General features: G+C 69.3%; 22 protein-coding genes. 15 read left to right on the plus strand and 7 right to left on the minus strand.

Annotated features, from left to right (window positions below; all coding sequences use genetic code 11):
• Positions 1-51 precede the first annotated feature (51 nt).
• The 3 genes from ACTZQ5_RS02700 to ACTZQ5_RS02710 are packed head-to-tail and all read right to left on the minus strand — an operon-like array spanning position 52 to position 3,553.
• Entirely contained in the window at positions 52-849 is a 798-nt protein-coding gene (locus ACTZQ5_RS02700) for a DUF72 domain-containing protein (RefSeq protein ID WP_443583609.1), read from the minus strand.
• A complete protein-coding gene (locus tag ACTZQ5_RS02705) occupies positions 846-2,084 on the minus strand; it encodes an NAD(P)/FAD-dependent oxidoreductase (protein WP_443583610.1) in 1,239 nt (412 codons plus the stop codon). The genes ACTZQ5_RS02700 and ACTZQ5_RS02705 overlap by 4 nt, the downstream gene beginning before the upstream one ends.
• 47 nt (positions 2,085-2,131) lie before the next feature.
• Positions 2,132-3,553, minus strand: a complete 1,422-nt coding sequence (locus ACTZQ5_RS02710; RefSeq protein ID WP_443583611.1) for a helix-turn-helix domain-containing protein — start codon at positions 3,551-3,553, stop codon at positions 2,132-2,134.
• Between the two features lie 70 nt (positions 3,554-3,623).
• Here ACTZQ5_RS02710 and ACTZQ5_RS02715 point away from each other — a divergent pair, with 70 nt between their 5' ends.
• The 7 genes from ACTZQ5_RS02715 to ACTZQ5_RS02745 all read left to right on the plus strand — a co-directional run bounded on the left by ACTZQ5_RS02715 (position 3,624) and on the right by ACTZQ5_RS02745 (position 12,011).
• Complete coding sequence (locus ACTZQ5_RS02715; protein WP_443583612.1) at positions 3,624-5,150, plus strand: acyl-CoA carboxylase subunit beta; 1,527 nt, start codon at positions 3,624-3,626, stop codon at positions 5,148-5,150.
• A gap of 99 nt (positions 5,151-5,249) precedes the next feature.
• Positions 5,250-5,540 carry a GIY-YIG nuclease family protein gene (locus tag ACTZQ5_RS02720; RefSeq protein WP_443583613.1) on the plus strand — a complete coding sequence of 97 codons (291 nt, stop codon included), beginning with the start codon at positions 5,250-5,252 and terminating at the stop codon, positions 5,538-5,540.
• A 105-nt stretch (positions 5,541-5,645) separates the two neighbouring features.
• Positions 5,646-6,065 (plus strand): methylmalonyl-CoA epimerase, encoded by a 420-nt coding sequence (gene mce / locus ACTZQ5_RS02725; protein ID WP_443583614.1) that lies wholly within the window; start codon positions 5,646-5,648, stop codon positions 6,063-6,065.
• Positions 6,052-8,406, plus strand: a complete 2,355-nt coding sequence (gene scpA / locus ACTZQ5_RS02730) for a methylmalonyl-CoA mutase (protein WP_443583615.1) — start codon at positions 6,052-6,054, stop codon at positions 8,404-8,406. The genes mce and scpA overlap by 14 nt, the downstream gene beginning before the upstream one ends.
• A complete protein-coding gene (locus ACTZQ5_RS02735) occupies positions 8,403-8,783 on the plus strand; it encodes a lysozyme inhibitor LprI family protein (RefSeq protein ID WP_443583616.1) in 381 nt (126 codons plus the stop codon). Before scpA ends, ACTZQ5_RS02735 begins: the two co-directional genes overlap by 4 nt.
• Positions 8,780-9,775: a biotin synthase BioB gene (bioB, locus tag ACTZQ5_RS02740; protein WP_443583706.1), complete on the plus strand. Its 996-nt coding sequence runs from the start codon at positions 8,780-8,782 to the stop codon at positions 9,773-9,775. Before ACTZQ5_RS02735 ends, bioB begins: the two co-directional genes overlap by 4 nt.
• Positions 9,776-10,007: 232 nt before the next feature.
• The gene (locus ACTZQ5_RS02745; protein ID WP_443583617.1) at positions 10,008-12,011 is read left to right on the plus strand and encodes an ATP-binding protein; all 2,004 of its coding nucleotides are present in this window, start codon (positions 10,008-10,010) and stop codon (positions 12,009-12,011) included.
• A 20-nt stretch (positions 12,012-12,031) separates the two neighbouring features.
• Here the strand turns inward: ACTZQ5_RS02745 and ACTZQ5_RS02750 are convergent, their stop codons facing one another.
• Complete coding sequence (locus ACTZQ5_RS02750; RefSeq protein ID WP_443583618.1) at positions 12,032-13,051, minus strand: LacI family DNA-binding transcriptional regulator; 1,020 nt, start codon at positions 13,049-13,051, stop codon at positions 12,032-12,034.
• 33 nt (positions 13,052-13,084) lie between these two features.
• A complete protein-coding gene (locus ACTZQ5_RS02755) occupies positions 13,085-13,753 on the minus strand; it encodes a Crp/Fnr family transcriptional regulator (RefSeq protein ID WP_443583619.1) in 669 nt (222 codons plus the stop codon).
• Positions 13,754-13,854: 101 nt separating this feature from the next.
• Here ACTZQ5_RS02755 and ACTZQ5_RS02760 point away from each other — a divergent pair, with 101 nt between their 5' ends.
• The 3 genes from ACTZQ5_RS02760 to ACTZQ5_RS02770 all read left to right on the plus strand — a co-directional run bounded on the left by ACTZQ5_RS02760 (position 13,855) and on the right by ACTZQ5_RS02770 (position 17,685).
• Positions 13,855-14,625 (plus strand): class II aldolase/adducin family protein, encoded by a 771-nt coding sequence (locus tag ACTZQ5_RS02760; protein ID WP_443583620.1) that lies wholly within the window; start codon positions 13,855-13,857, stop codon positions 14,623-14,625.
• A 196-nt stretch (positions 14,626-14,821) separates the two neighbouring features.
• A complete protein-coding gene (locus ACTZQ5_RS02765) occupies positions 14,822-15,988 on the plus strand; it encodes an alpha-hydroxy-acid oxidizing protein (protein WP_443583621.1) in 1,167 nt (388 codons plus the stop codon).
• A 425-nt stretch (positions 15,989-16,413) separates the two neighbouring features.
• Complete coding sequence (locus ACTZQ5_RS02770) at positions 16,414-17,685, plus strand: dicarboxylate/amino acid:cation symporter (protein WP_443583622.1); 1,272 nt, start codon at positions 16,414-16,416, stop codon at positions 17,683-17,685.
• A gap of 176 nt (positions 17,686-17,861) precedes the next feature.
• Here ACTZQ5_RS02770 and ACTZQ5_RS02775 read toward each other — a convergent pair whose 3' ends face one another.
• A complete protein-coding gene (locus tag ACTZQ5_RS02775; protein ID WP_443583623.1) occupies positions 17,862-18,443 on the minus strand; it encodes an NADPH-dependent FMN reductase in 582 nt (193 codons plus the stop codon).
• Between the two features lie 117 nt (positions 18,444-18,560).
• Between ACTZQ5_RS02775 and ACTZQ5_RS02780 the strand changes: the two genes are divergently transcribed.
• The 5 genes from ACTZQ5_RS02780 (at position 18,561) to ACTZQ5_RS02800 (ending at position 23,247) form a co-directional block, all read left to right on the plus strand.
• Positions 18,561-20,753: a transglycosylase domain-containing protein gene (locus ACTZQ5_RS02780; protein ID WP_443583624.1), complete on the plus strand. Its 2,193-nt coding sequence runs from the start codon at positions 18,561-18,563 to the stop codon at positions 20,751-20,753.
• A gap of 175 nt (positions 20,754-20,928) precedes the next feature.
• Complete coding sequence (locus ACTZQ5_RS02785; RefSeq protein ID WP_443583625.1) at positions 20,929-21,123, plus strand: hypothetical protein; 195 nt, start codon at positions 20,929-20,931, stop codon at positions 21,121-21,123.
• The gene (locus ACTZQ5_RS02790) at positions 21,123-21,671 is read left to right on the plus strand and encodes a hypothetical protein (protein WP_443583626.1); all 549 of its coding nucleotides are present in this window, start codon (positions 21,123-21,125) and stop codon (positions 21,669-21,671) included. Before ACTZQ5_RS02785 ends, ACTZQ5_RS02790 begins: the two co-directional genes overlap by 1 nt.
• Before the next feature lie 86 nt (positions 21,672-21,757).
• Positions 21,758-22,480 (plus strand): potassium channel family protein, encoded by a 723-nt coding sequence (locus ACTZQ5_RS02795; RefSeq protein ID WP_443583627.1) that lies wholly within the window; start codon positions 21,758-21,760, stop codon positions 22,478-22,480.
• Between the two features lie 68 nt (positions 22,481-22,548).
• Positions 22,549-23,247 (plus strand): hypothetical protein, encoded by a 699-nt coding sequence (locus tag ACTZQ5_RS02800; protein WP_443583628.1) that lies wholly within the window; start codon positions 22,549-22,551, stop codon positions 23,245-23,247.
• 3 nt (positions 23,248-23,250) lie between these two features.
• Here the strand turns inward: ACTZQ5_RS02800 and ACTZQ5_RS02805 are convergent, their stop codons facing one another.
• Positions 23,251-25,068 (minus strand): DUF885 domain-containing protein, encoded by a 1,818-nt coding sequence (locus tag ACTZQ5_RS02805; protein ID WP_443583629.1) that lies wholly within the window; start codon positions 25,066-25,068, stop codon positions 23,251-23,253.
• Positions 25,069-25,123: the final 55 nt, after the last annotated feature.

A 25,123-nucleotide genomic window follows, 5' to 3' on the forward strand; every position in this document is an offset into this window, starting at 1 on the left:
CCGGCGCTGGATTGCTTCGCTGCGCTCGCAATGACGGACAGGGCTGAAGGATTAGCCCCTACCCCGCACCCGCTCGATCAGCGCCATCGCCCCATGAGGGGCTCTGATCTTCGCGCCGTTGATGAAGAACACGAAGGTATCGCGCTGCGCCTGGGCCGGTGCGTCCGGGGTGACATAGGGCAACCCGTCCGGCCGCCCGCCCGCCTGCCAGTCGCGCGCCGCCCGCGCCCAATGGTCGAGCGCCGCGTCGTTATAGCCCGCCGGCTCCTCCTCCTGCGCCGCCTCCAGCCGGGCGTAGACGAAGTCGGCGGTCACGTCGGCGATCGCCGGATAGTCCGCCGAATCGGCATAGACGATCGCGACGTTCGCTGCCCGCGCCATCGCGACGAAGGCGGGATCGGCGAAGCTGTCGTGGCGCACCTGCACCGCATGGCGCAGCGGCACGCCGGCGTGAGAGGCGGGCAGCAGCGCCAGGAACGCCGCCATGTCGTCGGGATCGAAGCGCTTGGTCGCCATGAACTGCCACAGGATCGGCCCCAGCCGGTCGCCCAGCTCGACGATGCCCTGCCCGACGAAGCGCTCGATCGATTCTCCCGCTTCGGCCAGCACCTTGCGGTTGGTGCAATAGCGCGACGCCTTCAGCGTGAAGACGAAGCCGTCCGGCACCTGCGCCGCCCAGTTGGCGAAGCTTTGCGGCTTGAAGCTGGAATAATAGGTGCCGTTGATCTCGATCGCGGTCAGCGCGCTCGCGGCATAGTCGAGCTCGCGCTTCTGCGGCCATTTGGCGGGGTAGAAGGTGCCGCGCCACGGCTCGTAGGTCCAGCCGCCGATACCGATGCGAATCGTCATGCCACCATCTCCTTCAAGGGCACGCCCGCGTCCGCCAGGCGTGCAGGATCGGGCGCAGCGCCGGCCACCACCAGCGCGCGGCCCTGCACATAGTCTTTGGTCGCGTTGACGCAGTCGAGCGCGATCACCCGGCCGGCGCGCAGGTAGACGAGGGAGAAGCTGCGCATCCCGATGTCGCCACGCACCACCACCGCATCATGGCCGATCGACAGGCCGACGGTCTGCAGGCGAAGGTCGTATTGGTTCGACCAGAACCAGGGCACGGCGTGATAATCGACCGGCGTGCCGGCGATCGCCTTGGCCGCGACGGTCGCCTGGTCGTTGGCGTTCTGCACCGATTCGAGCCGCAGCCGCGCGCCGTCGGCGAAGGCATTGGCATGGCGCGCGCAGTCGCCGATCGCGAACACGTCGGGAAGGCTGGTACGGCAGCGCGCATCGACGTCGACGCCTGCGCCGTCTCCGGCCGCACCGGCGGCGAGCAGCGGTGCGACGGCGGGTTCGATGCCGATGCCGACGATCACCATGTCGGCCGCCACCGTCTCGCCATCGGCCAGCGTGACGCCGCAGGCACGCCCGTCGGTTTCCGCGATACAGGCGACCTGCACGCCCAACCGCACGTCGGCGCCGTGCGCACGGTGTTCGGCCTCGTAGAAGCGCGACAGCGGCTCGCCGGCGACGCGGGCGAGGACGCGCGGCAGCGCCTCCAGCACCGTCACCTGCTTGTCTGCCTTGGCCAGCACCGCCGCCGCCTCCAGCCCGATATAGCCGCCGCCGATCACCGCGACCCGCGTCGTCCCGGGCAGTTCGCCGACCAGCCGGTCGACATCGGCGCGGGTGCGCACCGCGTGGACGCCGGCAAGGTCGTGGCCCGAACAGCTGAGGCGGCGGGGCGCGCCGCCGGTCGCCCAGATCAGCTGCCCGTAACCGAACGTCGCGCCATCGTCCGTGGCGACCGTGCGCGCGTCCGGATCGACGCGCAGCGCGCGGCGGCCGAGCAGCATCGCCACCTGTCGCTCTTCCCAAAAGGTGGGCGGGCGGATCAGCAGCCGCTCGAACGGCTTGTCGCCCGACAGGTAATCCTTGGACAACGGCGGCCGTTCGTAGGGCAGCTCGGGCTCGTCGCCGAGGATCGCGATGCTGCCGGCGAACTTCGCCTGGCGCAGCGCAATCGCCGCCTGCGCGCCGCCGTGGCCAGCACCGACGATGAGGACGTCGTAATGGGCGTTGTCAGTCATGTCCGCTTCTGTGCCTCCGGTCGGCACCGCGCGGCAAGCCCGTGCGCTCAGTCGAACCGGTACGGCACCACCCCGCGCCGGTCCGGATCGACCAGCAGGTCGCGGCCCGCCGGCGGAAAGGCGCGCTGGTCGCAGTCGCGGCGCGGGCAGATGCGGCAGGAGGGGCCGATCGGCGTCGCCGCCTCCGCGCCGGCGAGGTCGAGGCCGTCGCCATAGACGAAGCTTGCCGCATGCTCGACCTCGCAGCCGAGCACCACGGCATAGCGGCGCGCGGCGCGGCGGTAGCTGGCGGTCGCCTTCACCAGCCCCTTGGCCATCGACACGTAGCGCGAACCGTCGGGCATCTCGGCGACCTGGACGAGGATGCGATCGGAGATCGCCACCGCCTCATGCGCCACCCACAAGGGGCAGGCGCCGCCATATTGCGCGAATTGCAGCCGCGTCGCCGAATGCCGCTTGGTGATGTTGCCCGCCATGTCGATGCGGCAGAAGAAGAAGGGGACGCCGGCGAGCCCCGGCCGTTGCAGCGTCGACAGGCGGTGGCAGACCTGTTCGAAGCTGACCCCGAACTGCTGGCGCAACGCGTCCACGTCATGCCGCCGCGCCCGCGCCGCCGCCCGGAAGCGCGCATAGGGCATCAACAGCGCGCCGGCGCCGTAATTGGCAAGACCGACGCGCAGCAACTCGCGCGCCGCATCGGAGCGCAGCGGCGCGCCCGCGACGATCCCCTCGATCAGCGCCGCCGCCTCCAGCCGGATCAGCTGGTGCGCCAGCTGGAAGCGGCGCGTCTCGATCGGCTGCGCGGCATCCACGGTCAGCACGCCCGTGCCGGCATCGAAGGCGCGCAGCGGGGCCGCATCGCCGCGATCGACGACGCGCACGCCATGCGCCGCCTCCAGCCGCTCCTCCAGCGCGGGCAGGTCTTCCCCCAGATCCTCCGCAAAGCGATCGAGCGCGTCGATGTAATTGCCGCTGCCCTGGAACCAGTCGCGCACCTCTTCCCAGGGCAGCAAATTGGGCTGGTCGCCCCGCGCATCGACGCGGTCGTCCAGCACGCGCAGCTGCTCCTGCGAACGGCGCAACGCCGCATGGAGCGCGACCATCCGCCGCGCGAGCAGCGGCTGCTGCTTGGCGCCGCGGCGCGCATCGTCCTCGCCGAGCAGCGCCGCCGGCACCGACGGATCGGCGCCTGCGTCGAGCGCGGCGACCAGCAGCGCGCTGTCCTCCTCGGGCGCGACGTCGACCCAATCGAGCGGAAAGGCGCGGGCGAGCGCCGCCAGCACGCCGCCGGTGAGCGGCCGGTCGCCGCTCTCGATCTGCGACAGATAGCTGGTCGAGATGCCGAGGCGCCGGGCGAGCGCGCCCTGGCTCAGCGACAGGCGCGCGCGCAGCCCCCGCACGCGGTCGCCGGCGAAGATGCGGAGGCGGGTCGGTGCGGCCATCGCCGCGACCGTAGTTTGCAAACCCATCGATCGCAATTTCGCAAAACCACAATTGCGCCGAACCGTTACAAGGTCCGAAAAGGCATCAGGAGCTGCCATGACCGCCACATTGACCGAACTCGAACGCCGCCGTGCCGCCGCCAGAGCCGGAGGCGGCGCAAAGCGCGTCGCCGCGCAGCATGCCAAGGGCAAGCTGACCGCGCGTGAGCGGCTCGACGTCCTGCTCGACGAAGGATCGTTCGAAGAGGTCGACATGTACGTCGAGCACAATTGCGTCGACTTCGGCATGGCGGAGCAGGTGATCCCCGGCGACGGCGTGGTCACCGGATCGGGAACGATCAACGGCCGGCTCGTCTATGTCTTCAGCCAGGATTTCACCGTCTTCGGCGGATCCTTGTCCGAACGCCACGCGCAGAAGATCTGCAAGGTGATGGACATGGCGCTGAAGGTCGGCGCACCGGTGATCGGCCTCAACGATTCGGGCGGCGCCCGCATCCAGGAGGGCGTGGCATCGCTCGGCGGCTATGCCGAGGTGTTCCAGCGCAACGTGCTGGCATCGGGCGTGGTGCCGCAGCTGTCGCTCATCATGGGTCCCTGCGCGGGCGGCGCGGTCTATTCGCCGGCGATGACCGACTTCATCTTCATGGTGAAGGATTCAAGCTACATGTTCGTCACCGGCCCCGACGTGGTGAAGACGGTGACCAACGAGGTGGTGACGCAGGAGGCCTTGGGCGGTGCCGTCACGCACACCACCAGGACCAGCGTCGCCGACAATGCCTTCGAGAACGATATCGAGGCGCTGCTCGCCGCGCGCGACTTCATCGACTTCCTGCCCGCCTCCAACCGCGAGCCCGTGCCGGAACGGCCGACCGCCGACGCCTGGGACCGGCTGGAGCCCAGCCTCGACACGCTGGTGCCGGCCAGCGCCAACCAGCCCTACGACATGCACGAGCTGATCCGGAAGGTGGTGGACGAGGGCGACTTCTTCGAAACGCAGCCCGGCCACGCCGCCAACATCATCACCGGCTTCGGCCGGATCGAGGGGCGGACGGTGGGCTTCGTCGCCAACCAGCCGATGGTGCTGGCCGGCGTGCTCGACATCAACAGCTCGAAGAAGGCGGCGCGGTTCGTCCGCTTCTGCGACGCGTTCGAGATTCCGATCGTGACGTTCGTCGACGTCCCCGGCTTCCTGCCCGGCACCGCGCAGGAGCATAACGGCATCATCAAGCACGGCGCCAAACTGCTGTTCGCCTATGGCGAGGCGACCGTGCCCAAGATCACCGTCATCACCCGCAAGGCCTATGGCGGCGCCTATGACGTGATGGCGTCCAAGCACCTGCGCGGCGACCTCAACTACGCCTGGCCGACCGCGGAGATCGCGGTGATGGGCGCCAAGGGCGCGGTGGAGATCATCTTCCGCGGGCGCACTCCGCAAGAGATCGCCGAACGCACCGCCGAATACGAAGCGCGCTTCGCCAACCCCTTCGTCGCGGCGAGCAAGGGCTTCATCGACGAGGTGATCCAGCCGCATTCCACCCGGCGACGGATCGCGCTGGGATTGCGGAAGCTCAAGGGCAAGGCCCTGGAGAACCCTTGGAAGAAGCATGACAACATCCCACTCTGACCCCGTCATTGCGAGCGTAGCGAAGCAATCCAGAGCGTCCTGCCGTGGAACTCTGGATTGCTTCGCTGCGCTCGCAACGACGAACAGGGGCAGGTGGTGATGCGGCCGGCGATCTACATGATGGCGAGCAAAAGGAACGGCACGATCTACGTCGGTGTCACATCCAACCTGCCGCAACGCGCATGGCAGCATCGTGAGGGCGTCGTGGACGGCTTCACCAAGCGCTATGGTTGCAAGCTGTTGGTCTGGTTCGAAGTCGCCGACACGATGGAAGGAGCGATCCTGCGTGAAAAGCAGATCAAGGCCGGATCGCGCACGAAGAAGCTGGCACTGATCGAAGGGATGAACCCCGGCTGGCACGACCTTTACGAGCAGATCGCCCATGGCTGACTGCGCATACAGCCCGTCATTGCGAGCGCAGCGAAGCAATCCAGAGCCGGATCAGGACGCCCTGGATTGCCGCGCTACGCTCGCAATGACGGCAGGAGCAAGCAAATGACCCTCGGCCGCCTCAACCACGTCGGCATCGCGACGCCGTCGATCGCACGCGCGATCGAGAGCTACCGCACGCTGCTCGGCGCCACCGCGATCGGCGAGCCGTTCGACCTGCCCGCGCAGGGCGTGAAGGTGTGCTTCATCGACACGCCCAACACGCAGATCGAACTGATCGAGCCCTATGACGATGCCTCCCCGATCGCCGGCTTCCTCAGGAAGAACCCGGCCGGCGGCCAGCATCACGTCTGTTTCGAGGTGGCCGACATCCACGTCGCGGTCGCCGACCTCAAGGCCAAGGGCGCGACCGTGCTCGGCGAGCCCCGCATCGGCGCGCACGGCACGCCGATCGTGTTCGTGCACCCCAGGGACATGGGCGGCGTACTCGTCGAACTGATGGAGACGCCTGATGGCGATCATTGAGACCAACACCGGCGAGGACAGCGGCGCGGCACCCAAGGCGCAGGCTACCCCCGAGCCGACGCCGCAGCCCACGCTTGCCGACTGGCAGGCCGCCGCCGCCAGGGAGGTGAAGGGCAAGGACCTCACCTGGCACACGCCCGAGGGGATCGCGGTCAAGCCGCTCTACACCGCGGAGGATGTGCGGGAGGATCCCGGCCTGCCCGGCTTCGCGCCGTTCACCCGCGGCGTGCGCGCGTCGATGTATGCCGGCCGGCCGTGGACGATCCGCCAATACGCCGGTTTCTCGACCGCGGAGGAATCCAACGCCTTCTACCGCCGCAACCTCGCCGCGGGGCAGAAGGGCCTTTCCGTCGCCTTCGATCTCGCCACGCACCGCGGCTATGACAGCGACCATCCGCGCGTCACCGGCGACGTCGGCAAGGCGGGCGTCGCGATCGACAGCGTCGAGGACATGAAGATCCTGTTCGACGGCATCCCGCTCGACCAAATGAGCGTCAGCATGACGATGAACGGCGCGGTGATCCCGATCCTCGCCTTCTTCATCGTCGCGGGCGAGGAACAGGGCGTTGCGCGGAGCTTGCTCGACGGGACCATCCAGAACGACATCCTCAAGGAGTTCATGGTCCGCAACACCTATATCTACCCGCCCGAACCGAGCATGCGGATCATCAGCGACATCTTCGGCTATACCAGCCGCGAGATGCCGAAGTTCAACAGCATCTCGATCAGCGGCTATCACATGCAGGAGGCGGGGGCGACGCAGCTCCACGAGCTCGCCTTCACCATCGCCGACGGCATGGAATATGTGAAATACGGCGTCGCATCGGGCCTCGACATCGACACGTTCGCCGGACGCCTCAGCTTCTTCTTCGCGATCGGCATGAACTTCTTCATGGAGGTCGCCAAGCTGCGCGCCGCGCGCGTGCTGTGGCATCGCGCGATGACGCAGCTGGGGGCCAGGGACGAACGCAGCAAGATGCTGCGCACCCACTGCCAGACGTCGGGCGTGTCGCTCACCGAGCAGGACCCGTACAATAACGTCATGCGCACGACGATCGAGGCGATGGCGGCGATGCTCGGCGGCACCCAGTCGCTGCACACCAACGCGCTCGACGAGGCGATCGCGCTGCCGACCGATTTCTCCGCCCGCATCGCGCGCAACACGCAGATCGTGCTGCAGGAAGAGACGGGGATGACCAGGGTCGTCGATCCGCTCGGCGGCAGCTATTATGTCGAGAGCCTGACGCAGAGCCTGGTCGATGGCGCCTGGGAGATCATCGAGCGCGTCCAGGCGGAAGGCGGCATGGCCAAGGCGGTCGCCGCCGGCTGGCCCAAGGCGATGATCGAGGAAGCCTCCGCCGCCAGGGCCGCGCGCGTCGACCGCGGCGAGGACGTGATCGTCGGCGTCAACAGATACCGCAAGGCGGACGAAGACCCGATCGACATCCTCGACGTCGACAACATCGCCGTCCGCGAAGCGCAGATCCGGAGGATCGAGCGGGTCAAGGCCACCCGCGACGAGGCGGCATGCCAGCGCGCGCTGGACGCACTGCGGGAAGGCGCACGTGCCGGCAATAATCCTCCCCAAGCACCGCTTGGGGAGGGGGACCAGCCGCAGGCTGGTGGAGGGGCGCCGGCGCAGCCGGCGGCTGACGCCGCCGCCCCTCTACCCCGCCCTGCTGGCGCGGTCCCCCTCCCCGAGCAAGCTCGGGGAGGACGCGAGACGAACCTCCTCGCCCTCGCCGTCGACGCCGCCCGCGCCCGCGCGACGCTGGGCGAGATTTCCTCCGCGATGGAGGACGTCTTCGGCCGCTTCGGCACGCAGCCGACGCCGGTCAAGGGCATCTACGGCGGCGCCTATACCGACGATGCGCGCTGGACCCGCCTCATCGCCGGCGTCACCGCGACCGAGCGGCGGCTGGGCCGCAAACCGCGCATGCTCGTCGCCAAGATGGGGCAGGACGGGCATGATCGCGGCGCCAACCTCGTCAGCTCGATGTTCGGCGATCTCGGCTTCGACGTGGTGCCCGGCCCGCTGTTCCAGACGCCGAAGGAGGCCGCCGTGCTGGCGCTGGAGAGCGATGTCGACGTGGTCGGCGCCTCCAGCCTCGCCGCCGGTCACAAGACGCTGATCCCCGAACTGATCGGCCACCTGCGCGATGCCGGCCGCGCCGACATCAAGGTGATCGCCGGCGGCGTCATCCCTGCGCAGGATTACCAGGCGCTGCGCGATGCGGGCGTGCAGGCGATCTTCGGCCCCGGCACCAATCTGGTGAAGGCGGCGGAGGACGTGCTCCGCCTGCTCGGCCACAACATGCCCCCTGAGGAGGATGCCGCATGATCCGTTACGCCCTGATCGCAGCCCTGGCCTGCGCCGCGCCCGCCGCCGCCCAGACGCAGACCGCGCTCAACCAGCAGGCCGGCGCGGCGTGGAAGGCGGCGGATGCGACGATGACCGCGCAGTGGCAGCGCACCTATGCCGCGATGAAGCGCCGCGACGCCGCCGATACCAGCCGTGGCGGCGGGTTCGGCTATGCCGCCGCGACGCTCGCCAGCCAGCGCGCCTGGCTCGCCTTTCGCGACGCGCAATGCGTGATCGAGGGCGGGGAATATGCGGGCGGATCGATGCAGCCGATGGTACAGCGCCAATGCCTCGCGCGGCTGACGCGCGAACGGACGGCACAGTTGAAGGATTTGATGTGGCAGCGGGGACGATGAGCGCGGTACGCAACGACTGGACGCGCGAGGAGATCGCCGCGCTGTTCGACCTGCCGTTCGACGAACTGATGTGGCAGGCGCAGGGCGTGCACCGCGCGCACCACGCGCCCGGGCAGGTGCAGCTGTCGACGCTGCTGTCGATCAAGACCGGCGGCTGTCCGGAGGATTGCGGCTATTGCTCGCAGTCGGTCAGCGCCGAAAGCGGCGTCAAGGCGACCAAGCTGATGGACGTGCGTAGCGTTCTGCAGGCGGCGGCGCAGGCCAAGGACGCCGGCTCCACCCGCTTCTGCATGGGCGCGGCCTGGCGCAATCCCAAGGACCGCGACATGGGCGCGATCGTCGCGATGGTCGAGGGCGTGCGCGGCATGGGGCTCGAAACCTGCATGACGCTCGGCATGCTGGAGCCGCACCAGGCCCGGCAGCTCGCCGCCGCCGGCCTCGATTACTACAACCACAATATCGATACCTCGCCCGAACGCTACGGCGACGTCATTACCACGCGCAGCTTCCAGCAGCGGCTCGACACGCTAGACGCGGTGCGCGGCGCCGGGATCAACGTGTGCTGCGGCGGCATCGTCGGCATGGGCGAGACGCGCGAGGACCGCGTCGGCTTCGTCCACGCGCTGGCGACCTTGCCCGAGCATCCCGGCAGCGTGCCGGTCAACGCGCTGGTGCCGGTGAAGGGCACGGTGCTCGGCGACATGCTCGCCGACACGCCGCTGGCGAAGATCGACGAGATCGAGTTCGTGCGGACGGTGGCGGTCGCCCGCATCACCATGCCCGAAAGCATGGTCCGCCTGTCGGCGGGCCGCGAGAGCATGTCGGATTCGACGCAGGCGCTGTGCTTCATGGCCGGCGCCAATTCGATCTTCACCGGCGACAAATTGCTCACCGCCGGCAACGCCGGCGACGACAGGGACACCGCGCTGTTCGCGAAATTGGGCGTGACGCCGATGGCGGCGGAATGCCGCATGGCCGAGGCGGCGGAGTGAGGTGGCGCAGGATCATCGCTTTCGTCCTTTGGACGGCGGCATTGTTCCTGCTTTTCTCAATTATTACAATCGTGACACTGATCGGTGACTGTCCGGAGCATGTCATCAGTGGATGGCAAGGTGGCAATGCCTGCGGGGATCAAAAAAGACTGATAGCCCGAAGTCTTCTGATCGGCTTTCCGTTTCTGTGGTTGCTGGGCACGATCGCTATATTTCGTCGCTGGAGACGTTGATGTTCAAGAAAATCCTGGTCGCCAATCGTGGCGAGATCGCGTGCCGGGTGTTCCGCACCGCCAAGCGGATGGGGATCGCGACGGTCGCGGTCTATTCGGATGCCGATGCGCGCAGCCCGCACGTGCTGATGGCGGACGAGGCGGTGCGCCTCGGGCCGGCACCGGCGGCGGAGAGCTATCTGCGCGCCGACCTGATCCTGCTCGCCGCCAGGGAGACGGGTGCCGACTGCATCCACCCCGGCTACGGCTTCCTCAGCGAACGCGAAAGCTTCGCGCGCGCCTGCGCGGAGGCGGGCATCGCCTTCGTCGGGCCGCCGCCGGGCGCGATCGCGGCGATGGGCGACAAGATCGAATCCAAGAAGCTCGCCAAGGCCGCCGGCGTCAACGTCGTCCCCGGCTATCTGGGCGAGATCGCCGACACCGACGAGGCGGTGCGGATCGCGTCCGACATCGGCTATCCGGTGATGATGAAGGCCTCGGCCGGCGGCGGCGGCAAGGGCATGCGCCTCGCCTGGAGCGAGGCCGACGTGCGCGAGGGCTTCGAGGCGACCAAGCGCGAGGGCCTGGCCTCCTTCGGCGACGACCGGGTGTTCATCGAGAAGTTCATCGAGAGCCCGCGCCATATCGAGATCCAGGTGCTCGGCGACCAGCACGGCAATATCCTCTACCTCAACGAACGCGAATGTTCGGTGCAGCGCCGCCACCAGAAGGTGGTGGAGGAGGCCCCCTCCCCCTTCGTCACCCCGGTGATGCGCAAGGCGATGGGCGAGCAGGCGGTCGCGCTCGCCCGCGCCGTCGGCTATTACAGCGCCGGCACCGTCGAGCTGATCGTGTCGGGCGCGGACACCAGCGGGCAGGGCTTCTACTTCCTCGAAATGAACACCCGGCTGCAGGTCGAGCATCCGGTGACCGAGGAGATCACCGGCCTCGACCTCGTCGAACAGATGATCCGCGTCGCCGCCGGCGAGCCGCTGGGCATCACCCAGGATCAGGTCGGCATCCACGGCTGGTCGATCGAGAACCGCGTCTATGCCGAAGACCCGTATCGCGGCTTCCTGCCCAGTATCGGCCGGCTGGTGCGCTACAATCCGCCTAGCCCCTCCCCTGAAGGGGAGGGGCTTGTCAGGATCCGCGTCGACGACGGCGTCGCCGAGGGCGGCGAGGTCAGCATGTTCTACGACCCGATGATCGCCAAGCTCGTCACCTGGGCACCGACGCGCGAGGCCGCGATCGATGCGCAGATCGCGGCGCTGGACGCCTTCGAGATCGAAGGGCCGGGGACCAACATCGATTTCCTGTCGGCGCTGATGCAGCATCCCCGCTTCCGCGAAGGCGCGCTGACCACCGGCTTCATCGCCGAGGAATATCCCGACGGCTTCCACGGCGCGCCGGCGGACGCGGCGTTGCTGCGCACGCTTGCCGCGATCGCCGCCTTCGCCGCCACCGCGCAGGCGGATCGTGCCCGGCGCATCGACGGCCAGCTCGGCCGCCGCCTGCCGCCGCCCGCCGCATGGGTGGTGCGGATCGGCGAGCGCGACCATGCGGTGACCGTCTCCACCGACGGGCTCAGCGTCGATGGCGAGGACCTCGACCTCGCGCTCGAATATACGCCGGGCGACCGGATGGTGGAGGCCGAGATCGGCGAGGACGCGCATCTCTCCGTCCGCATCGCGCCGGTCCGCGCCGGGTTCCGCCTGACGACGCGCGGGGCGAGCCACGTCGCGCGCGTGCTGCCCGCGCATGCCGCGCCCTATGCGACGCACCTGATCGAGAAGGTGCCGCCGGACCTCTCCAAATTCCTGATCGCGCCGATGCCGGGGCTGCTCGTGCGGCTCGACGTCGGTGCCGGCGACACGGTGGAGGCGGGCCAGCCGCTCGCCGTGGTCGAGGCGATGAAGATGGAGAATATCCTGCGCGCCGAAAAGTCCGGCCGGGTGAAGGCGGTATCCGCCGCGACGGGCGACAGCCTGGCGGTGGACCAGGTGATCCTGGAGCTGGAATAAGCGACGCGCGGATCGGGGGGTTACCCCGAATCGCGCTCCACCAGCACCGGCGGCATCACCACCGACGGTGCGTCGCGCCCCTCCATCCGCGCGAACAGCGCGCGGATCATCGCCGCGGCGCCGGTGGGAATGTCCTGCCGGATCGTCGTCAGCCGCGGGATCACCGTGCTGGCGAAGGGCAGGTCGTCGAACCCGACCACCGGCATCCCCTGCGGCACCGCCACGCCGCGATCGGCGAGCGCGCGCAGGCTGTGCATGGCGATGACGTCCGATGCCGCGGCGATGCCGTCGATCTCGCCCGCCAGCCGGTCGACGTGCGCGGCGATCTCGTCCGCCATCACGTCGGAGGCGAGGTGCGTCGCGCACAGCGTCGGTTCGGCCAGCCCCGCCTCGCGCAGCGCCTGGCGGACGCCCTCGTAGCGTTCGGACAGTTCCAGCGTCCGCGTCTCGCCGAAGAAGGCGACGCGGCGGCACCCGCGCGCGATCAGCCGCCGCCCCGCCAACAGGCCGCCCAGCCGGTTGTCGACGCCGACCGCGCAATGCCGCTGCCCGTCGAGATGGCTGCCCCACACCACCAGCGGCCGATAGCGTTCCGCGACCCGCTCGATCACCGCGACCTGATCCGACTGGCCGATCAGCAGCACGCCGTCGAGCATGCCCGAATCGACGATCCGCTCCAGCCAGTCGTCGGCATTGGGGATGACGCGCGACAGCATCAGGTCGTAGCCGTTCTCGGTGAGGCCGTCGGCCAGGTGGCCGAGCAGCGTCATGAAGAAGGGATCGGACAGGTGCTGGCGCTGTTCGTGGCCCAGCGGCACGACGACGCCGATCACGTTGGTGCGCTGCGTGCGCAGCCGGCTCGCCATCTGGTTGGGGCGAAAGCCGTGTTCGCCGGCCAGCGCCTGGATGCGCGCCCGCGTTTCGGCATTGACCAGCGGATTGTCGGCGAGCGCGCGCGACACCGTGCCGGGATGCACTCCGGCGAGCTTCGCTATGTCGTTGAGCGTGCGCGCTCTTGCCGGTGGCGGCGTGTCGGTCATGGCGTCACTATATGCCGCGCCTTTGCGCCATGGCTAGGCGTCGCCGGCGGCGAGCCGGGACAGTCTTGGCCGATCGAGCACCTCGATCCGGCCATAGGAGCGGCGCACCACCCCCGCCGCCGCCAGCCGCGCGAGGTGGCGGTTGAGCGTCTGCCGCGACACGTTGAGCATCGCCGCCACATCCTCCTGCCGGATGCGCAGGCCATCCTGCGGGTGCGCGCGATCGGCGAGCAGGCGGGCGAGCCGGGCGGCGAGCGGCAGCGCCAGCGTCTGCGCGATGAAGTCCAGCGCGACGCGCTGATGCTGGCAGACCAGCCGGCCGAGATCGTGGTAGAGCGCCGGAACCTCGCCGGCGATCCGGTGAAAGGCGGCCATCGGCACGGTGAGCACCCGCGCCGGGCCGAAGGCGGTGGCATCGTGCGGCCGCGGTCCGCCGTCCAGCGTCGACACTTCGCCGAACCAGGTGCCCGGCCGCAGGATCAGCGCCAGCACCTCATGCCCCGCGACCGGATGCCCGGTCAGCCGCACCTCGCCCGCCGTCACCGCCCACAGGCCGTTGGGGGGATCGCCCGCGGCGTAGATGGTCGCGCCCGCGGCCAGGCTGCGCGGGCGGGCCTCCGCCAGCAGCGCGTCGCGCCGCGCCGGCGGCAGGCTGCCGAACCAGCCGTCGGCATCGAGCAATGCGCGTGTTTCCGCGTCCATCCTCCTGATAAGGCGACCGAAGGCACGACTTTGTCAACATCGCGACATTCTGTCCCTGCGAAACGTGCCATCCTCGTGCGATAACGAGAGAGGATCGACCGATGGCGACCGCATTGCAGCCCGCGCACCTTCCGATGTCCGACGAGGAATGGGCGCTGCGCGTCGACCTCGCCGCCGCCTATCGCCTTGTCGCGCTTTATGGCTGGGACGACCTGATCTTCACGCACCTGTCGGCGCGGGTGCCGGGGCCGGAGCATCATTTCCTCATCAACCCCTACACCATGATGTTCGAGGAGATCACCGCCTCGTCGCTGGTCAAGATCGACCTCGACGGCAATCCGGTCGGCGACGATCCGGCGCCGGTGAACCGCGCGGGCTTCGTGATCCATTCGGCGATCCATGCCGCGCGCGAGGACGCCGCCGCCGTGCTCCACCTGCACACGCCGCACGGCCAGGCGGTGTCGGCGATGAAGGAAGGGCTGCTGCCCCATACCCAGACCGCGATGATCGCCGGCCACGACGTCGCCTATCACGACTTCGAGGGGATCGCGACGGAACTGGACGAACGCGAGCGGCTGGTCGCCGATCTCGGCACCCGCAACACGATGATCCTGCGCAACCACGGCACGCTCGCCGTCGGGGCGAGCGTCGCCCAGGCCTTCCTGCGCATGTATTTCCTGGAACGTGCCTGCGAGGCGCAGATCCTGATGCTGAGCGCCGGGCGCGACGCGCTGAACGACCCCAACCACGGCGTCGCCGCAAAGGTGGAACAGCAATCCACCGGCCAGGGCATGGCCCTGCTCGCCCAGCGCCTCGCCTGGCCGGCGCTGTTGCGCAAGCTCGACCGGATCGACCCCGGCTTCCGCAACTGAACGGGCGCGCGAAGCCGCGAAGCCGATCGTTCACGCGGAGGCGCGGAGGCGCGGAGGTGTTGTACCCGGCCGCACCCGCGGCCCGCCCTCTCTCGCATGGCGATGAAGCCTGTGCGCTGCCGCGCACGAACCATCTCCGCGCCTCCGCGCCTCCGCGTGAACCTGAACGAAAGCCTCCTGTCACGGAACCGGCAGCATGCCTCATTACGGCGATTACCAGAACGCGATCTACGGCGCCGGCTTGGCCGGCGTCGTGCCAAGGCTGCCCGTCGACTTCGCGACGCTGGAGGCACGGGCCGTGGCCGCGATGCCGGCGTCGGTGCGCGACTATGTGCAGGGCGGTTGCGGCGACGAGACGACCCAGGCGCGCAACGCGGGCGCGTTCGGCCATTGGGGCATGGTGCCGCGGATGATGGTCGACGGCAGCCGCCGCGACCTGTCGATCGACCTGCTCGGGCTGCGCCTGCCGCATCCGCTGTTCATGGCGCCGATCGGGGTCAACGGCATCTGCACGCCCGATGGCCATGGCGACCTTGCCGCCGCCCGCGCCGCGGCGGAGACGGGGGTGCCGTTCATGGCGTCGACGCTCGCCAACGATCCGCTGGAGGCGGTCGCCGGGGCGATGGGGGACACGCCCGGCTTCTTCCAGCTCTACACGCCCAAGGACGTGGAGCTTGCCGCCAGCCTCGTGACCCGCGCGGAGGCGGCAGGGTACAAGGGGATCGTCGTCACGCTCGACACATGGGTCACCGGCTGGCGGCCGCGCGACCTCAACACCGGCAATTTCCCGCAGCTGCGCGGCGCCGTGCTGACCAATTATTTCAGCGATCCCGTCTTCCGCGCCGCACTCGCCGCGCCGCCCGAGGCCGATCCCGCCGCGGCGATCCGGCAATGGATGGGGACGTTCGGTAAGGTGCTGACCTGGGACGACATGCCCTGGCTGCGCTCGCTCACCCGCCTGCCGCTGATCCTGAAGGGCATCTGCCACCCCGACGATGCGCGCCGGGCGATCGATCTGGGTGCCGACGCGATCTATTGCTCCAATCATGGCGGCAGGCAGGCGAACGGCGGCATCGCCGCGATCGACTGCCTGCCGGATGTCGTCGCCGCCGCCGGCGATACGCCGGTGCTGTTCGATTCGGGCGTCCGTTCGGGCAGCGACGTGGTGAAGGCGCTGGCGCTCGGCGCGACCGCGGTCGGCGTCGGCCGCCCCTATGCCTATGGCCTCGCGCTCGATGGCGCCGCGGGGGCGGCGCACGTGCTGCGCTGCATCCTCGCAGAGGCGGACCTGCTGATGGCGGTCAACGGCTATCCGACGATTCCGGCGGTGCGCGCGGCGGGGGCGCAGCGGATCGCGCGTTGAGCCAAAGCGCCAGGACCAATCGACATGCAATCCTCCCCGCCAGGGGGAGGGCTACCGGGCTTCGGGTGAAGGGGCATGCCAACCCGAAATTCTCCGTCACCCCGGACTTGGTCCGGGGTCCACCGTGCCGCAAAATGCATAGTGTAGGGGTGTGCGGCACGGTGGATGCCGGACCAAGTCCGGCATGACAAAGGATTGAAGAACACCAACCCGGATCGGACAGCCCATATGCGATAGCCCTGCCCGCCGGGGGGAGGATGAAGAGGCCCCCTCATCTTGCATGTCGATCAGCCCTGGCCGGCGCCCGGCCTTCCCTCACGGCTCCGGTACGATACGGACGTTGACTTTACCTGCCCCACCCTTTTCTTCTGTCGCAACCGGGAAAGGGCCTCCTACATGCGCGGTATGATACGGGATTCCGCAACGTGACGCGCCCTTCGTTCGGGGTGCAGGTGTTCATCGGCATGGCCATCGGCCTCGTGCTCGGCTTTGTGGCGCGCGAACATGACGTCGCGGGGCTGGCCGAGGGGCTGCGGATCGTCGGCGAGATCTTCGTGCAGCTGCTGAAGGCGCTGGTGGTGCCCTTGGTGTTCACCGCGATCGTCGCCTCGATCGCGGCGTTGCGCGATCTCGACAATGCGGCGCGGCTGGTCGGCGGCACCTTCCTGTGGTTCGGGATCAGCGCGCTGATCGCCGTGTCGATCGGCCTGACGCTCGGCACCGTGCTGCAACCCGGCGCGCATGCCGGGGTCAGTGCCGCCGCGGCGGCCCGGCCGGACACGGCGGGATCGTGGCTCGACTTCCTGCGCGGGCTGGTCCCCGGCAACATCCTCGGGCTGGAGGCGTCGACCAAGCTGGCGGATGGCGCGCCGAAGACCGGCCTGTCGTTCAACGTGCTGCAACTGATCGTCATCGCGGTGGCGATCGGCGTCGCCGCGGTGCGCACGGGAGAGGCGGGCGCGCCGTTCCTCGCCTTCAACGCCTCGGCGCTCGCTATCTTTCGCCGCATCCTGCGCTGGGTCGTGCGGCTGACCCCGATCGGCACCGGTGCGCTGCTCGGCAGTGCGGTGGTGCGCTATGGCTGGCAGTCGCTGTCGGCGCTCGGCACCTTTGCGATCGCGGTCTACCTCGGCCTCGCGCTGGTGTTGTTCGTCGTCTATCCGCTGTTGCTCGTCGTCAACGGCATGAGCCCGCGCCGCTTCTTCGCCGCCGCCTGGCCCGCGATCCAGCTCGGCTTCGTCTCGCGTTCGTCGATCGCCACCCTGCCGGTGACCGAACAGGTCGTCGAAAAGGGGCTGGGCGTGCCGCGCAGCTATGCCGCCTTCGCCGTCCCCTTCGCCGCGACCACCAAGATGGACGGCTGTGCCGCCATCTACCCGGCCGTCGCCGCGCTGTTCGTCGCCCAATATTACAACATCCCGCTGCACGGCGTGGACTATCTGCTGATCGTGCTGGTGTCGGTGCTCGGATCGGCGGCCACCGCCGGACTGACCGGCGCGCTGGTGATGCTGACGCTGACCCTGTCGACGCTCGGCCTGCCGCTGGAGGGCGCCGGGCTGTTGCTGGCGATCGACCCGATCCTCGACATGGGGCGCACCGCGGTCAATGTCGCCGGCCAGGCGCTGATCCCGACCATCGTCGCCAAGCGGCAGGGCCTGCTCGGCACGCCCGCGGAGGGGGAACCGGCGCTCGCCTGATGGATCGCGCGGCGGCCAAGTCCTTAGAAGGGCAGAATTTTCCCCCGCCCCCTGTCCTACCGCCACGCGCTGTGCCACGCACCCCATCCGGCCGGCGGGCCGGATCGATCGTCCGTTCCGCCCCGCCGTCGGGACATAGGCGTGGGCGTGACTTTTGTGACTTTCCGCCGCCCCGGTCAGGCCGCCGCCAGCGGCGCGAAGCGGGCGACCTGGCGACCGATCAGGCAGAGCTGCTCCACCACCGCAGGGTCGCTCGCGCCGCCCTCGTCGTCGAACTTGGTGATCTGCGTGTTGATCGCCGCGGCAAAGGGCGTCGGCCAGCCGCGCAGGGCGTGGACGATCGAGCGCAGGGCCGCGATCGTCGATCCCGTCGCCTGCCAGCCATACGCGGTGGCGATCAGCCCGACCGGCATGTCGGCGAGGTAGGGCCGCGCGTCCCTGGCGGTTTCCTCCAGCAGGTCGAGCGCGTTCTTGACCACGCCCGAGATGCTGCCGTGATAGCCCGGACTGGCGATGATGACCGCCGAGGCCTGCCGCACCGCATCGACGAACGCCTGTTCGTCCGCGGTCCGGCTGGTCGCGCGCGGATCGTAGAGCGGCAGCCGCGCCATGTCGGCGCCCCCGAACATGCGCGTGCGGAATCCCTCGCGCTCGGCGGCGTCCAGCGCGATGCGCAGCGCGCGTTCGGTGGAGGAGATGCCGCCGATCGTACCGCCGATGCCGACGACGAGGGGGGCGGAGGAGCGATCAACGGCCATGCCGGGGCGATAGCGCGGCTCGACGGGCGGCGCCAGCCGCGGTAGATGCGCGCCTTCGACGACGACGCGCGGTCGCAGGCCCTTGCGCCAGCTGCTTTAGGATTATAATACACCTGTATGGCTGACCGCTGGGACGAGCCGATGCGTCACGATCCTGCCGATCCCGTTCGTGGCGACCGCGGCCGGGACAGCATCGGCCGGCGCTACGATCTGGACGATGCACCCGCCCCGCGCCGGGACGACCGGTACGCCGGCCGCTTCGACGCCTTCGTCGACGACGGCCATGGCGATGAGGATGCGCCACAGCATGGCACGCCGCCCCGCCGCCCGCGCGCCATCGGCCGCTGGATCCTGCGCGGGCTCGCCGCCGCGATCATCCTGCTGGTCATCGCGATCGGCTGGCTCGCCGTCACCGCCCCGCTCAGCAAGTCGCTGCAACCGCCCACCCCGCCATCGATCACGCTGACCGCCGACGACGGCACGCCGATCGCCCGGCGCGGCGCGATCATCGACAGGCCCGTCGACGCCGCCAAGCTGCCGCCGCACGTGACGGAGGCCTTCATGGCGATCGAGGACCGCCGCTTCCGCTCGCATTGGGGGATCGACCCGCGCGGCATCCTGCGCGCCTTCGTCCACAATGTCGGGTCGGGCGGCGTGCGCGAGGGCGGCAGCACGATCACGCAACAGCTCGCCAAGAACGCCTTTCTCGATTCGGATCGCACCGCCGCGCGCAAGCTGCGCGAGGTGATGATCGCCTTCTGGCTGGAGGCGTGGCTGTCGAAGGACGAGATCCTGTCGCGCTACCTCTCCAACGTCTATTTCGGCGACAACGTCTACGGCCTGCGCGCGGCATCGAAGCATTATTTCGGCCGCGAGCCGGAAAAGATGAACATCGGCCAGGCGGCGATGCTGGCCGGCCTGGTCAAGGCGCCCTCGCGCCTCGCGCCCACCAGCAACCTCGCCGGCGCCCGCAAGCGCGAGATGCTGGTGGTGGCGGCGATGGCCGATGCCGGCTTCCTCACCAAGGCGGAGGCGGCCGCGGTACAGCCGCAGCGCGTGCTCGCCAGCCGGCCGACCCAGCTGCCCAGCGGCACCTATTTCGCCGACTGGGTCCTGCCCGACGCCCGCGACCAGGCGGGAGAGGTGAAGACCGAAGCGACGGTGAAGACCACGCTCGACCGCCGCCTGCAACGCACCGCCGAGCGCGTGGTGCGCCAGGCCGGGCTCCGCCAGGCGCAGGTCGCGCTGGTGGCGATGCGGCGCGACGGGCGCGTCGTCGCGATGGTCGGCGGGCGGGATTACGCCAAGAGCCCGTTCAACCGCGCGACGCAGGCGCGGCGCCAGCCGGGTTCGACCTTCAAGCTGTTCGTCTATCTCGCCGCGATGCGCGCCGGCATGACGCCCGATACGATGGCGGACGATACGCCGGTGGAGATCGCCGGCTGGAAGCCGAAGAACGACGACGGCCGCTATCTCGGCCCGATCCCGCTGCGCCGCGCCTTCGCCCGCTCCTCCAACGTCGTCGCCGCGCGGCTGACCCAGGAGGTCGGCGTGCGCAACGTCATCAAGGCGGCGCGCGATCTCGGTATCTCGACGCCGATCCCCAACGAGGCGACGATCGGCCTCGGCACCGCGGAGGTATCGCTGCTCGAACTGACCGCGGCCTATGCGGCGGTCGCCAACGGCCATTATCCGGTCCGTCCCCGCGGCCTGGAAGAAGTGCAGGCCAACAAGAGCTGGTACCAGTCGCTGACCGGCGGCACGACCAAGATGCCCGACGACATCCGCGAAAAGATGCTCGACCTGCTCTCCTCTTCGCTGCGCGGCACCGGGCGCGAGGCGGTGTTGACGATGGACGCCTATGGCAAGACCGGCACGTCGCAGCAGAGCCGCGATGCCTGGTTCATCGGCTTCGCCGGCGATCTGGTGGTCGGCGTGTGGGTCGGCAACGACGACAGCACGCCCAATCCCGGCCTGCACGGCGGCGGCATCCCGGCGCAGCTGTGGCGGCAGTTCATGATCTCCGCGCTCGGCATAGCGCCGGTGCAGGCGCCGGTGGTGGTCGAGGAGAATGCGATCGATCCCGAGGCGGTCGGCCCCGAGGATGCGATCGAGGACCAGATGGGCGACGCCATCCCGGAAGAGGGCACGATCGACGGTTTCGGCCTCCAGATGAAGATGGGCCGCGACGGCAGCATCAGCATCTCGCCCGGCCGCGATCGCGAACCGCCGCAGGGGCCGCCGCCGGGCGCGCGCGATCCGCGCGACCGGCGTGGCGGCGGCGAGGGCGAGGACGGCGGGCTGGAATGACCGCCCTCGCGTCGGCGATGACGACGGGATTGCGTACGGGCGGCAACGACCCCACATAGGCCAGGCTGAAGTCGTATATCGACGGGTGCCGGCGCCCTTGGCGCGTGTGGTCCATCTTTCCCTGCAGCCACGGCATCGCGGACCGACTCCCGGCCCGTGACACAGGGGAGAACCCATGAGCAACACCGCGACCTTCTGCCGCGAGCAGGCGACCTTGCAACGCACCGCTTCCGCGCAGGCGACGCTCGCCAACGTCCGCCAGCAGTGCGACCGCGCCGCGGCATCCTGGGATGCCATGGCGGTCCGTGCGGAGCGGACGGAAAAGCTGCGCGCCGACCGTGAAGCCAAGACGCTCACCATCGCGGAATGATGCGCGCACCCGTTGCGCAGGCCTATGACACACTGGATCGCGGCACCCGCCGCCTGACCGCTCTGGCGGCCGCGTCGCGGCTCGCCGATCCCTGGCCGGTCGCCGGTACCGATCGCGTGCGTATCCGGTACATCGGCAACTGTATGCGCGAACTCGACCGGTTCCTGCACATCCTGATCGACGAGCTGGTCGAAGACGCCGTCGGCGATGCCGCGCCCGCATCTCCGACGCCGTCGCAGCTGACGTTGGCGGCGACCACCGCGGGCAAGCTCGGCCATCACGCTACGCCGTATCGCGACCGCGCCGCCGACCAGTTTCGCCTGCATGCGCTGGCCCGCACCCGGCTGTGCCTGTCGCATGGCGATGGCCGCGCGAACCGGCCGGACCGGCGCGACGGCGACCGGATGACCGCCGGATGGTTCGCGCCGGCCTCCACCGCGCTGCGCCGCTACGCGATCGGCGAGCGGCTGCGCCCGTCCGGCCACGACCTGATCGGCATATCCGCCTTCTACCGGCAGCTCGCCGACCGGATCGTCGCCGGCCGCTGATCGGGGCAGACTCGGATCCGTCAGGCGGCGTACAGGAACGCTGCGTCACAGGCAGGGCGCACGTGACGACAGGAACGCCATCGGCCATGATTCCGGACCGTACCGCAGAGGACCGTCGCGACCGGCAGGTCGATATCGGGCTCACCGCCCTGCTGGTGCTGCAGGGCGTCACGCTGTTTGCGATCATCCCGCTGGGCGGCGGCCTGTCCGGCCGGCTGGCGCTGGATATCAGCCACGTCTGCTATGCGCTCGTCAGCGTGGCGGTGCTGACGCAGAACCGGCCGCTGCGCGTGCTGCTGTGCGCGACGATCGGGCTGCTCATCGGCTGGCCGCTGATCGGCACGGCCGCCATCGCGGCGCTGCACCTCGATCCGACCCAGCAGCATGAGATCATCGCCGCCACCGCCTTCGCCTTCAACGCCGCGGTGACGATGCTGGTCGCCCGCCATGTCTTCGCCGCCCGCCGCGTCACCGTGCATCGTGTCCGCGGCGCGATCCTGGTCTACCTCAACCTCGCCGCGCTGTTCGCGCTCGCCTATGGCGCGATCCAGGCGCATGTCGCCGGTGCGTTCGGTGGCAGCCTGTTTCCGCTCCACCCCCGCGATGCCACCGCCGCCTTCACCTATTTCAGCCTCAGCACGATCACCACCACCGGCTATGGCGACGTGGTGCCGATGATCCCGCTGACCCGCAGCCTCGCCAATCTCGAATCGGTGGTGGGCCAGCTGTTTCCGGCGACTTTGCTCGCCCGCCTCGTCGCGCTTCACCTCGCCCACGAAAGCCGCCGCTTCGGCGATCCGCAGGCATGAGCGGCAGCATTTGCCTCGGCGGCCAACAGGTCTAGGATCGCCGCCCATCCGATGCGGGAGTGGCCGGGATGCGGTTCGATGCGACGCGCGCGCTGATCCTCTATGCCGGCGGGCTGACGGCGGTGCTGGGCTGGCTGCTGGTCACCGGCGCCGCCACGCCGCGCCGGGTCGACACGCTCGACGTGGGCCGCATCAACGTGCGCGAAGCCGACGGGACGATCCGCCTGGTGATCGCGGCGCGCGACCGGTTCCCCGGCCTCATCATCCGCAAGGCGGAGCATCCGCACCCGGGCCGCACCGATTCCGCCGGTCTGCTGTTCTACAACGACGAAGGCACGGAGAATGGCGGCCTGGTCTTCGGCGGTGCTCGGCAGGGCGGGCGGGCCAGCGGCTTCGGCCATCTCAGCTTCGACCAGTATGAACAGGATCAGGTCGTCGCCCTCGATCAGAGCGAGGACGGCGGCCGCCGGACGGCGGGGCTCAGGATCGCCGACCGGCCGGATGCTCCGCTCGACCCGGCCGCGATCCACCGGCTCGATGCGCTGAGCCCGGCGGCGCGGGCCGCGGCGCTGGCGCGCATGCAGGCGAGCGGCGATTTCGGCTACCAGCGCGCCTTCTTCGGCAAGGATGGCGCGGGTGACGCGACGCTCGACCTCAAGGACGGTGCCGGCCGCCCGCGCCTGCGCCTCAGCGTCGACACGGGTGGAACGGCGCGGATCGCGTTCCTCGACGCCGCCGGCCGGATCACCCGCACGATCCGGCCCTGACGGTCAGCGGCTGCCGGCGATCCAGCCGCGCACCTTCGCCTCCAGCACCGGCATCGGCAGCGCCCCGCTGTCCAGCACCGCGGCGTGGAAGGCGCGCGGATCGAAGGCGCCGCCCTGTTTCGCCTGCGCCTCCGCCTTGAGGCGCAGGATGGTCAGCTGGCCGATCTTGTAGGCGAGCGCCTGTCCCGGAATGGCGATATAGCGTTCGACCTCGGCGGTGGCATCGGTCTTCGGCATCGCGGAATGGTCGAGCATATAGGCGATCGCCTGGTCGCGGCCCCAACCCTTGGCGTGGATGCCGGTATCGACGACCAGCCGCATCGCGCGCAGCATCTCGTCGTTGAGGCCGCCCATCCGCTGATAGGGGTCGGTTTCCATGCCGAGCGGCTTCCACAAGGTCTCGGCATAGAGCGCCCAGCCCTCGACATAGGCGGTGTTGCCGCCGAAGCGCATGAACGCGGGCAACGCCGTATTTTCCTGCGCCAGCGCGATCTGGAAATGGTGACCCGGCACCGCCTCGTGCAGGTACAGCGTCTCCATGCCCCAGGTGTAGCGGCTAGGCAGGTCGTAGGTGTTGTAATAGAAGATGCCGGGCCGCGACCCGTCCGGCGTACCGTCCTGATAGCTGCCGGCGGCATCCGTCTTGGCGCGATAATCGGGCACGGGGCGGATTTCGAGCGGCGTCTTGGGGATCAGCGCGAACTGTTCGCGCACGCGCGCATCGACCCGCTTGCCGATGCTTTCGAAATCGCGGCGGATCTCATCGGCGCTGGCCGGCTGGAAACGCTTTTCGGTGCGCAGATAGGTGAAAAATTCGGGCAGCGTCCCTTTGAATCCCGCCGCGGTCTTCTGCGCCTCCATCTCGCGGGTGATGCGGGCGACCTCGGACAGGCCGAGCTGGTGGACCGCCTCCGCCTGCAAAGGCAGCGTGGTGTTCTGCTCGATCCGATAGGCGTAGAGCGCGTCGCCACCTGGGATCGCCGACAGGCCGACGCTGGCGCGCGCCTTGGGCAGATATTCGGTCTTCAGGAAATCGCGGATCCTGACGTGCGCGGGCGTGATGACGTCGCGGACCTGCCTGGCATAAGCGGCGGTCAGCCGCTGGCGGTCGGCGGCGGGGATGCTCGCCGGGAACATGGTGACCGGCGCATAGAAGACGGAGCCTTCCGTCCCTTGCGCGATCAGATTGTCGAACTGCCCGATCATGTTCTCGACGACCAGGCGCGGCTGCACGATGCCCTTGGCCATGCCTTCGCGGAAGCGGGCGATGATGCGATCGTAGAGCGCGGCATAGCCGATGTTGCGCTTCAGGTTGTTGTCGTAATCGGCGACGGTCTTGAACGGCGCACCGCCCTTGCCGCCGGCGAAATCGGGGTAGAAGGTCTGGATGCCGCCGAAATGGCCGATCGGCAGCAGGCGGGTGACCGACTGGATGGCGGGCGCATAACCGCGCAGGTTCACCGTCACCATGTTGCGGAACACGTCGTAGGCGAGCTGGTCGACGCGGGTCAGCTTCGCGCGATCGATCGCGTTGAGCGCGGCGAGGTCGGCCTCGAGGTTGCGCTTCTCCCGCGCGGTGGCGGCGTCGGTCAGGTAATCGCCGAACCGGTCGGCATAGCGCATGTCGCCGCGAAAGATCGCCGCGATCGGATCGAGCGCGAGGTCGCGTTCGTCGCTGTCGTAGAACAGGCGCTTCAGCCGGGCATCCTCGGGACCGTCGCCGGGCACTGGCACGGGCGGCGGCAGCGCCTGCCCGAACGCCGGCGCGGCGCCGATGAGGCTGGTGGTGGCAAGCAGCAGGCTGGCGAACAGATGGCGCATCGATGATCCCCTTTGCGCGATCTTTAGCAAGCCCTGGCCGCCACGCGATAGGGCG

This window comes from Sphingomonas cellulosilytica, from assembly GCF_052321755.1.
Taxonomy (GTDB): Bacteria; Pseudomonadota; Alphaproteobacteria; order Sphingomonadales; family Sphingomonadaceae; genus Sphingomonas.

What these genes read in the sequence shown, in the direction of transcription:
- scpA (WP_443583615.1), top strand. Translation starts at nt 6,052, where the DNA reads ATGGCGATCATTGAGACCAACACCGGCGAGGACAGCGGCGCGGCACCC.
- ACTZQ5_RS02800 (WP_443583628.1), top strand. Translation starts at nt 22,549, where the DNA reads ATGCGGTTCGATGCGACGCGCGCGCTGATCCTCTATGCCGGCGGGCTG.
- ACTZQ5_RS02755 (WP_443583619.1), bottom strand. Translation starts at nt 13,753, where the DNA reads ATGGACGCGGAAACACGCGCATTGCTCGATGCCGACGGCTGGTTCGGC.
- ACTZQ5_RS02760 (WP_443583620.1), top strand. Translation starts at nt 13,855, where the DNA reads ATGGCGACCGCATTGCAGCCCGCGCACCTTCCGATGTCCGACGAGGAA.
- ACTZQ5_RS02710 (WP_443583611.1), bottom strand. Translation starts at nt 3,553, where the DNA reads ATGGGTTTGCAAACTACGGTCGCGGCGATGGCCGCACCGACCCGCCTC.
- ACTZQ5_RS02805 (WP_443583629.1), bottom strand. Translation starts at nt 25,068, where the DNA reads ATGCGCCATCTGTTCGCCAGCCTGCTGCTTGCCACCACCAGCCTCATC.
- ACTZQ5_RS02780 (WP_443583624.1), top strand. Translation starts at nt 18,561, where the DNA reads ATGGCTGACCGCTGGGACGAGCCGATGCGTCACGATCCTGCCGATCCC.
- ACTZQ5_RS02795 (WP_443583627.1), top strand. Translation starts at nt 21,758, where the DNA reads ATGATTCCGGACCGTACCGCAGAGGACCGTCGCGACCGGCAGGTCGAT.
- ACTZQ5_RS02735 (WP_443583616.1), top strand. Translation starts at nt 8,403, where the DNA reads ATGATCCGTTACGCCCTGATCGCAGCCCTGGCCTGCGCCGCGCCCGCC.
- ACTZQ5_RS02720 (WP_443583613.1), top strand. Translation starts at nt 5,250, where the DNA reads ATGCGGCCGGCGATCTACATGATGGCGAGCAAAAGGAACGGCACGATC.
- ACTZQ5_RS02705 (WP_443583610.1), bottom strand. Translation starts at nt 2,084, where the DNA reads ATGACTGACAACGCCCATTACGACGTCCTCATCGTCGGTGCTGGCCAC.
- ACTZQ5_RS02765 (WP_443583621.1), top strand. Translation starts at nt 14,822, where the DNA reads ATGCCTCATTACGGCGATTACCAGAACGCGATCTACGGCGCCGGCTTG.
- mce (WP_443583614.1), top strand. Translation starts at nt 5,646, where the DNA reads ATGACCCTCGGCCGCCTCAACCACGTCGGCATCGCGACGCCGTCGATC.
- ACTZQ5_RS02715 (WP_443583612.1), top strand. Translation starts at nt 3,624, where the DNA reads ATGACCGCCACATTGACCGAACTCGAACGCCGCCGTGCCGCCGCCAGA.
- ACTZQ5_RS02750 (WP_443583618.1), bottom strand. Translation starts at nt 13,051, where the DNA reads ATGACCGACACGCCGCCACCGGCAAGAGCGCGCACGCTCAACGACATA.
- ACTZQ5_RS02785 (WP_443583625.1), top strand. Translation starts at nt 20,929, where the DNA reads ATGAGCAACACCGCGACCTTCTGCCGCGAGCAGGCGACCTTGCAACGC.
- ACTZQ5_RS02700 (WP_443583609.1), bottom strand. Translation starts at nt 849, where the DNA reads ATGACGATTCGCATCGGTATCGGCGGCTGGACCTACGAGCCGTGGCGC.
- bioB (WP_443583706.1), top strand. Translation starts at nt 8,780, where the DNA reads ATGAGCGCGGTACGCAACGACTGGACGCGCGAGGAGATCGCCGCGCTG.
- ACTZQ5_RS02775 (WP_443583623.1), bottom strand. Translation starts at nt 18,443, where the DNA reads ATGGCCGTTGATCGCTCCTCCGCCCCCCTCGTCGTCGGCATCGGCGGT.
- ACTZQ5_RS02745 (WP_443583617.1), top strand. Translation starts at nt 10,008, where the DNA reads ATGTTCAAGAAAATCCTGGTCGCCAATCGTGGCGAGATCGCGTGCCGG.
- ACTZQ5_RS02790 (WP_443583626.1), top strand. Translation starts at nt 21,123, where the DNA reads ATGCGCGCACCCGTTGCGCAGGCCTATGACACACTGGATCGCGGCACC.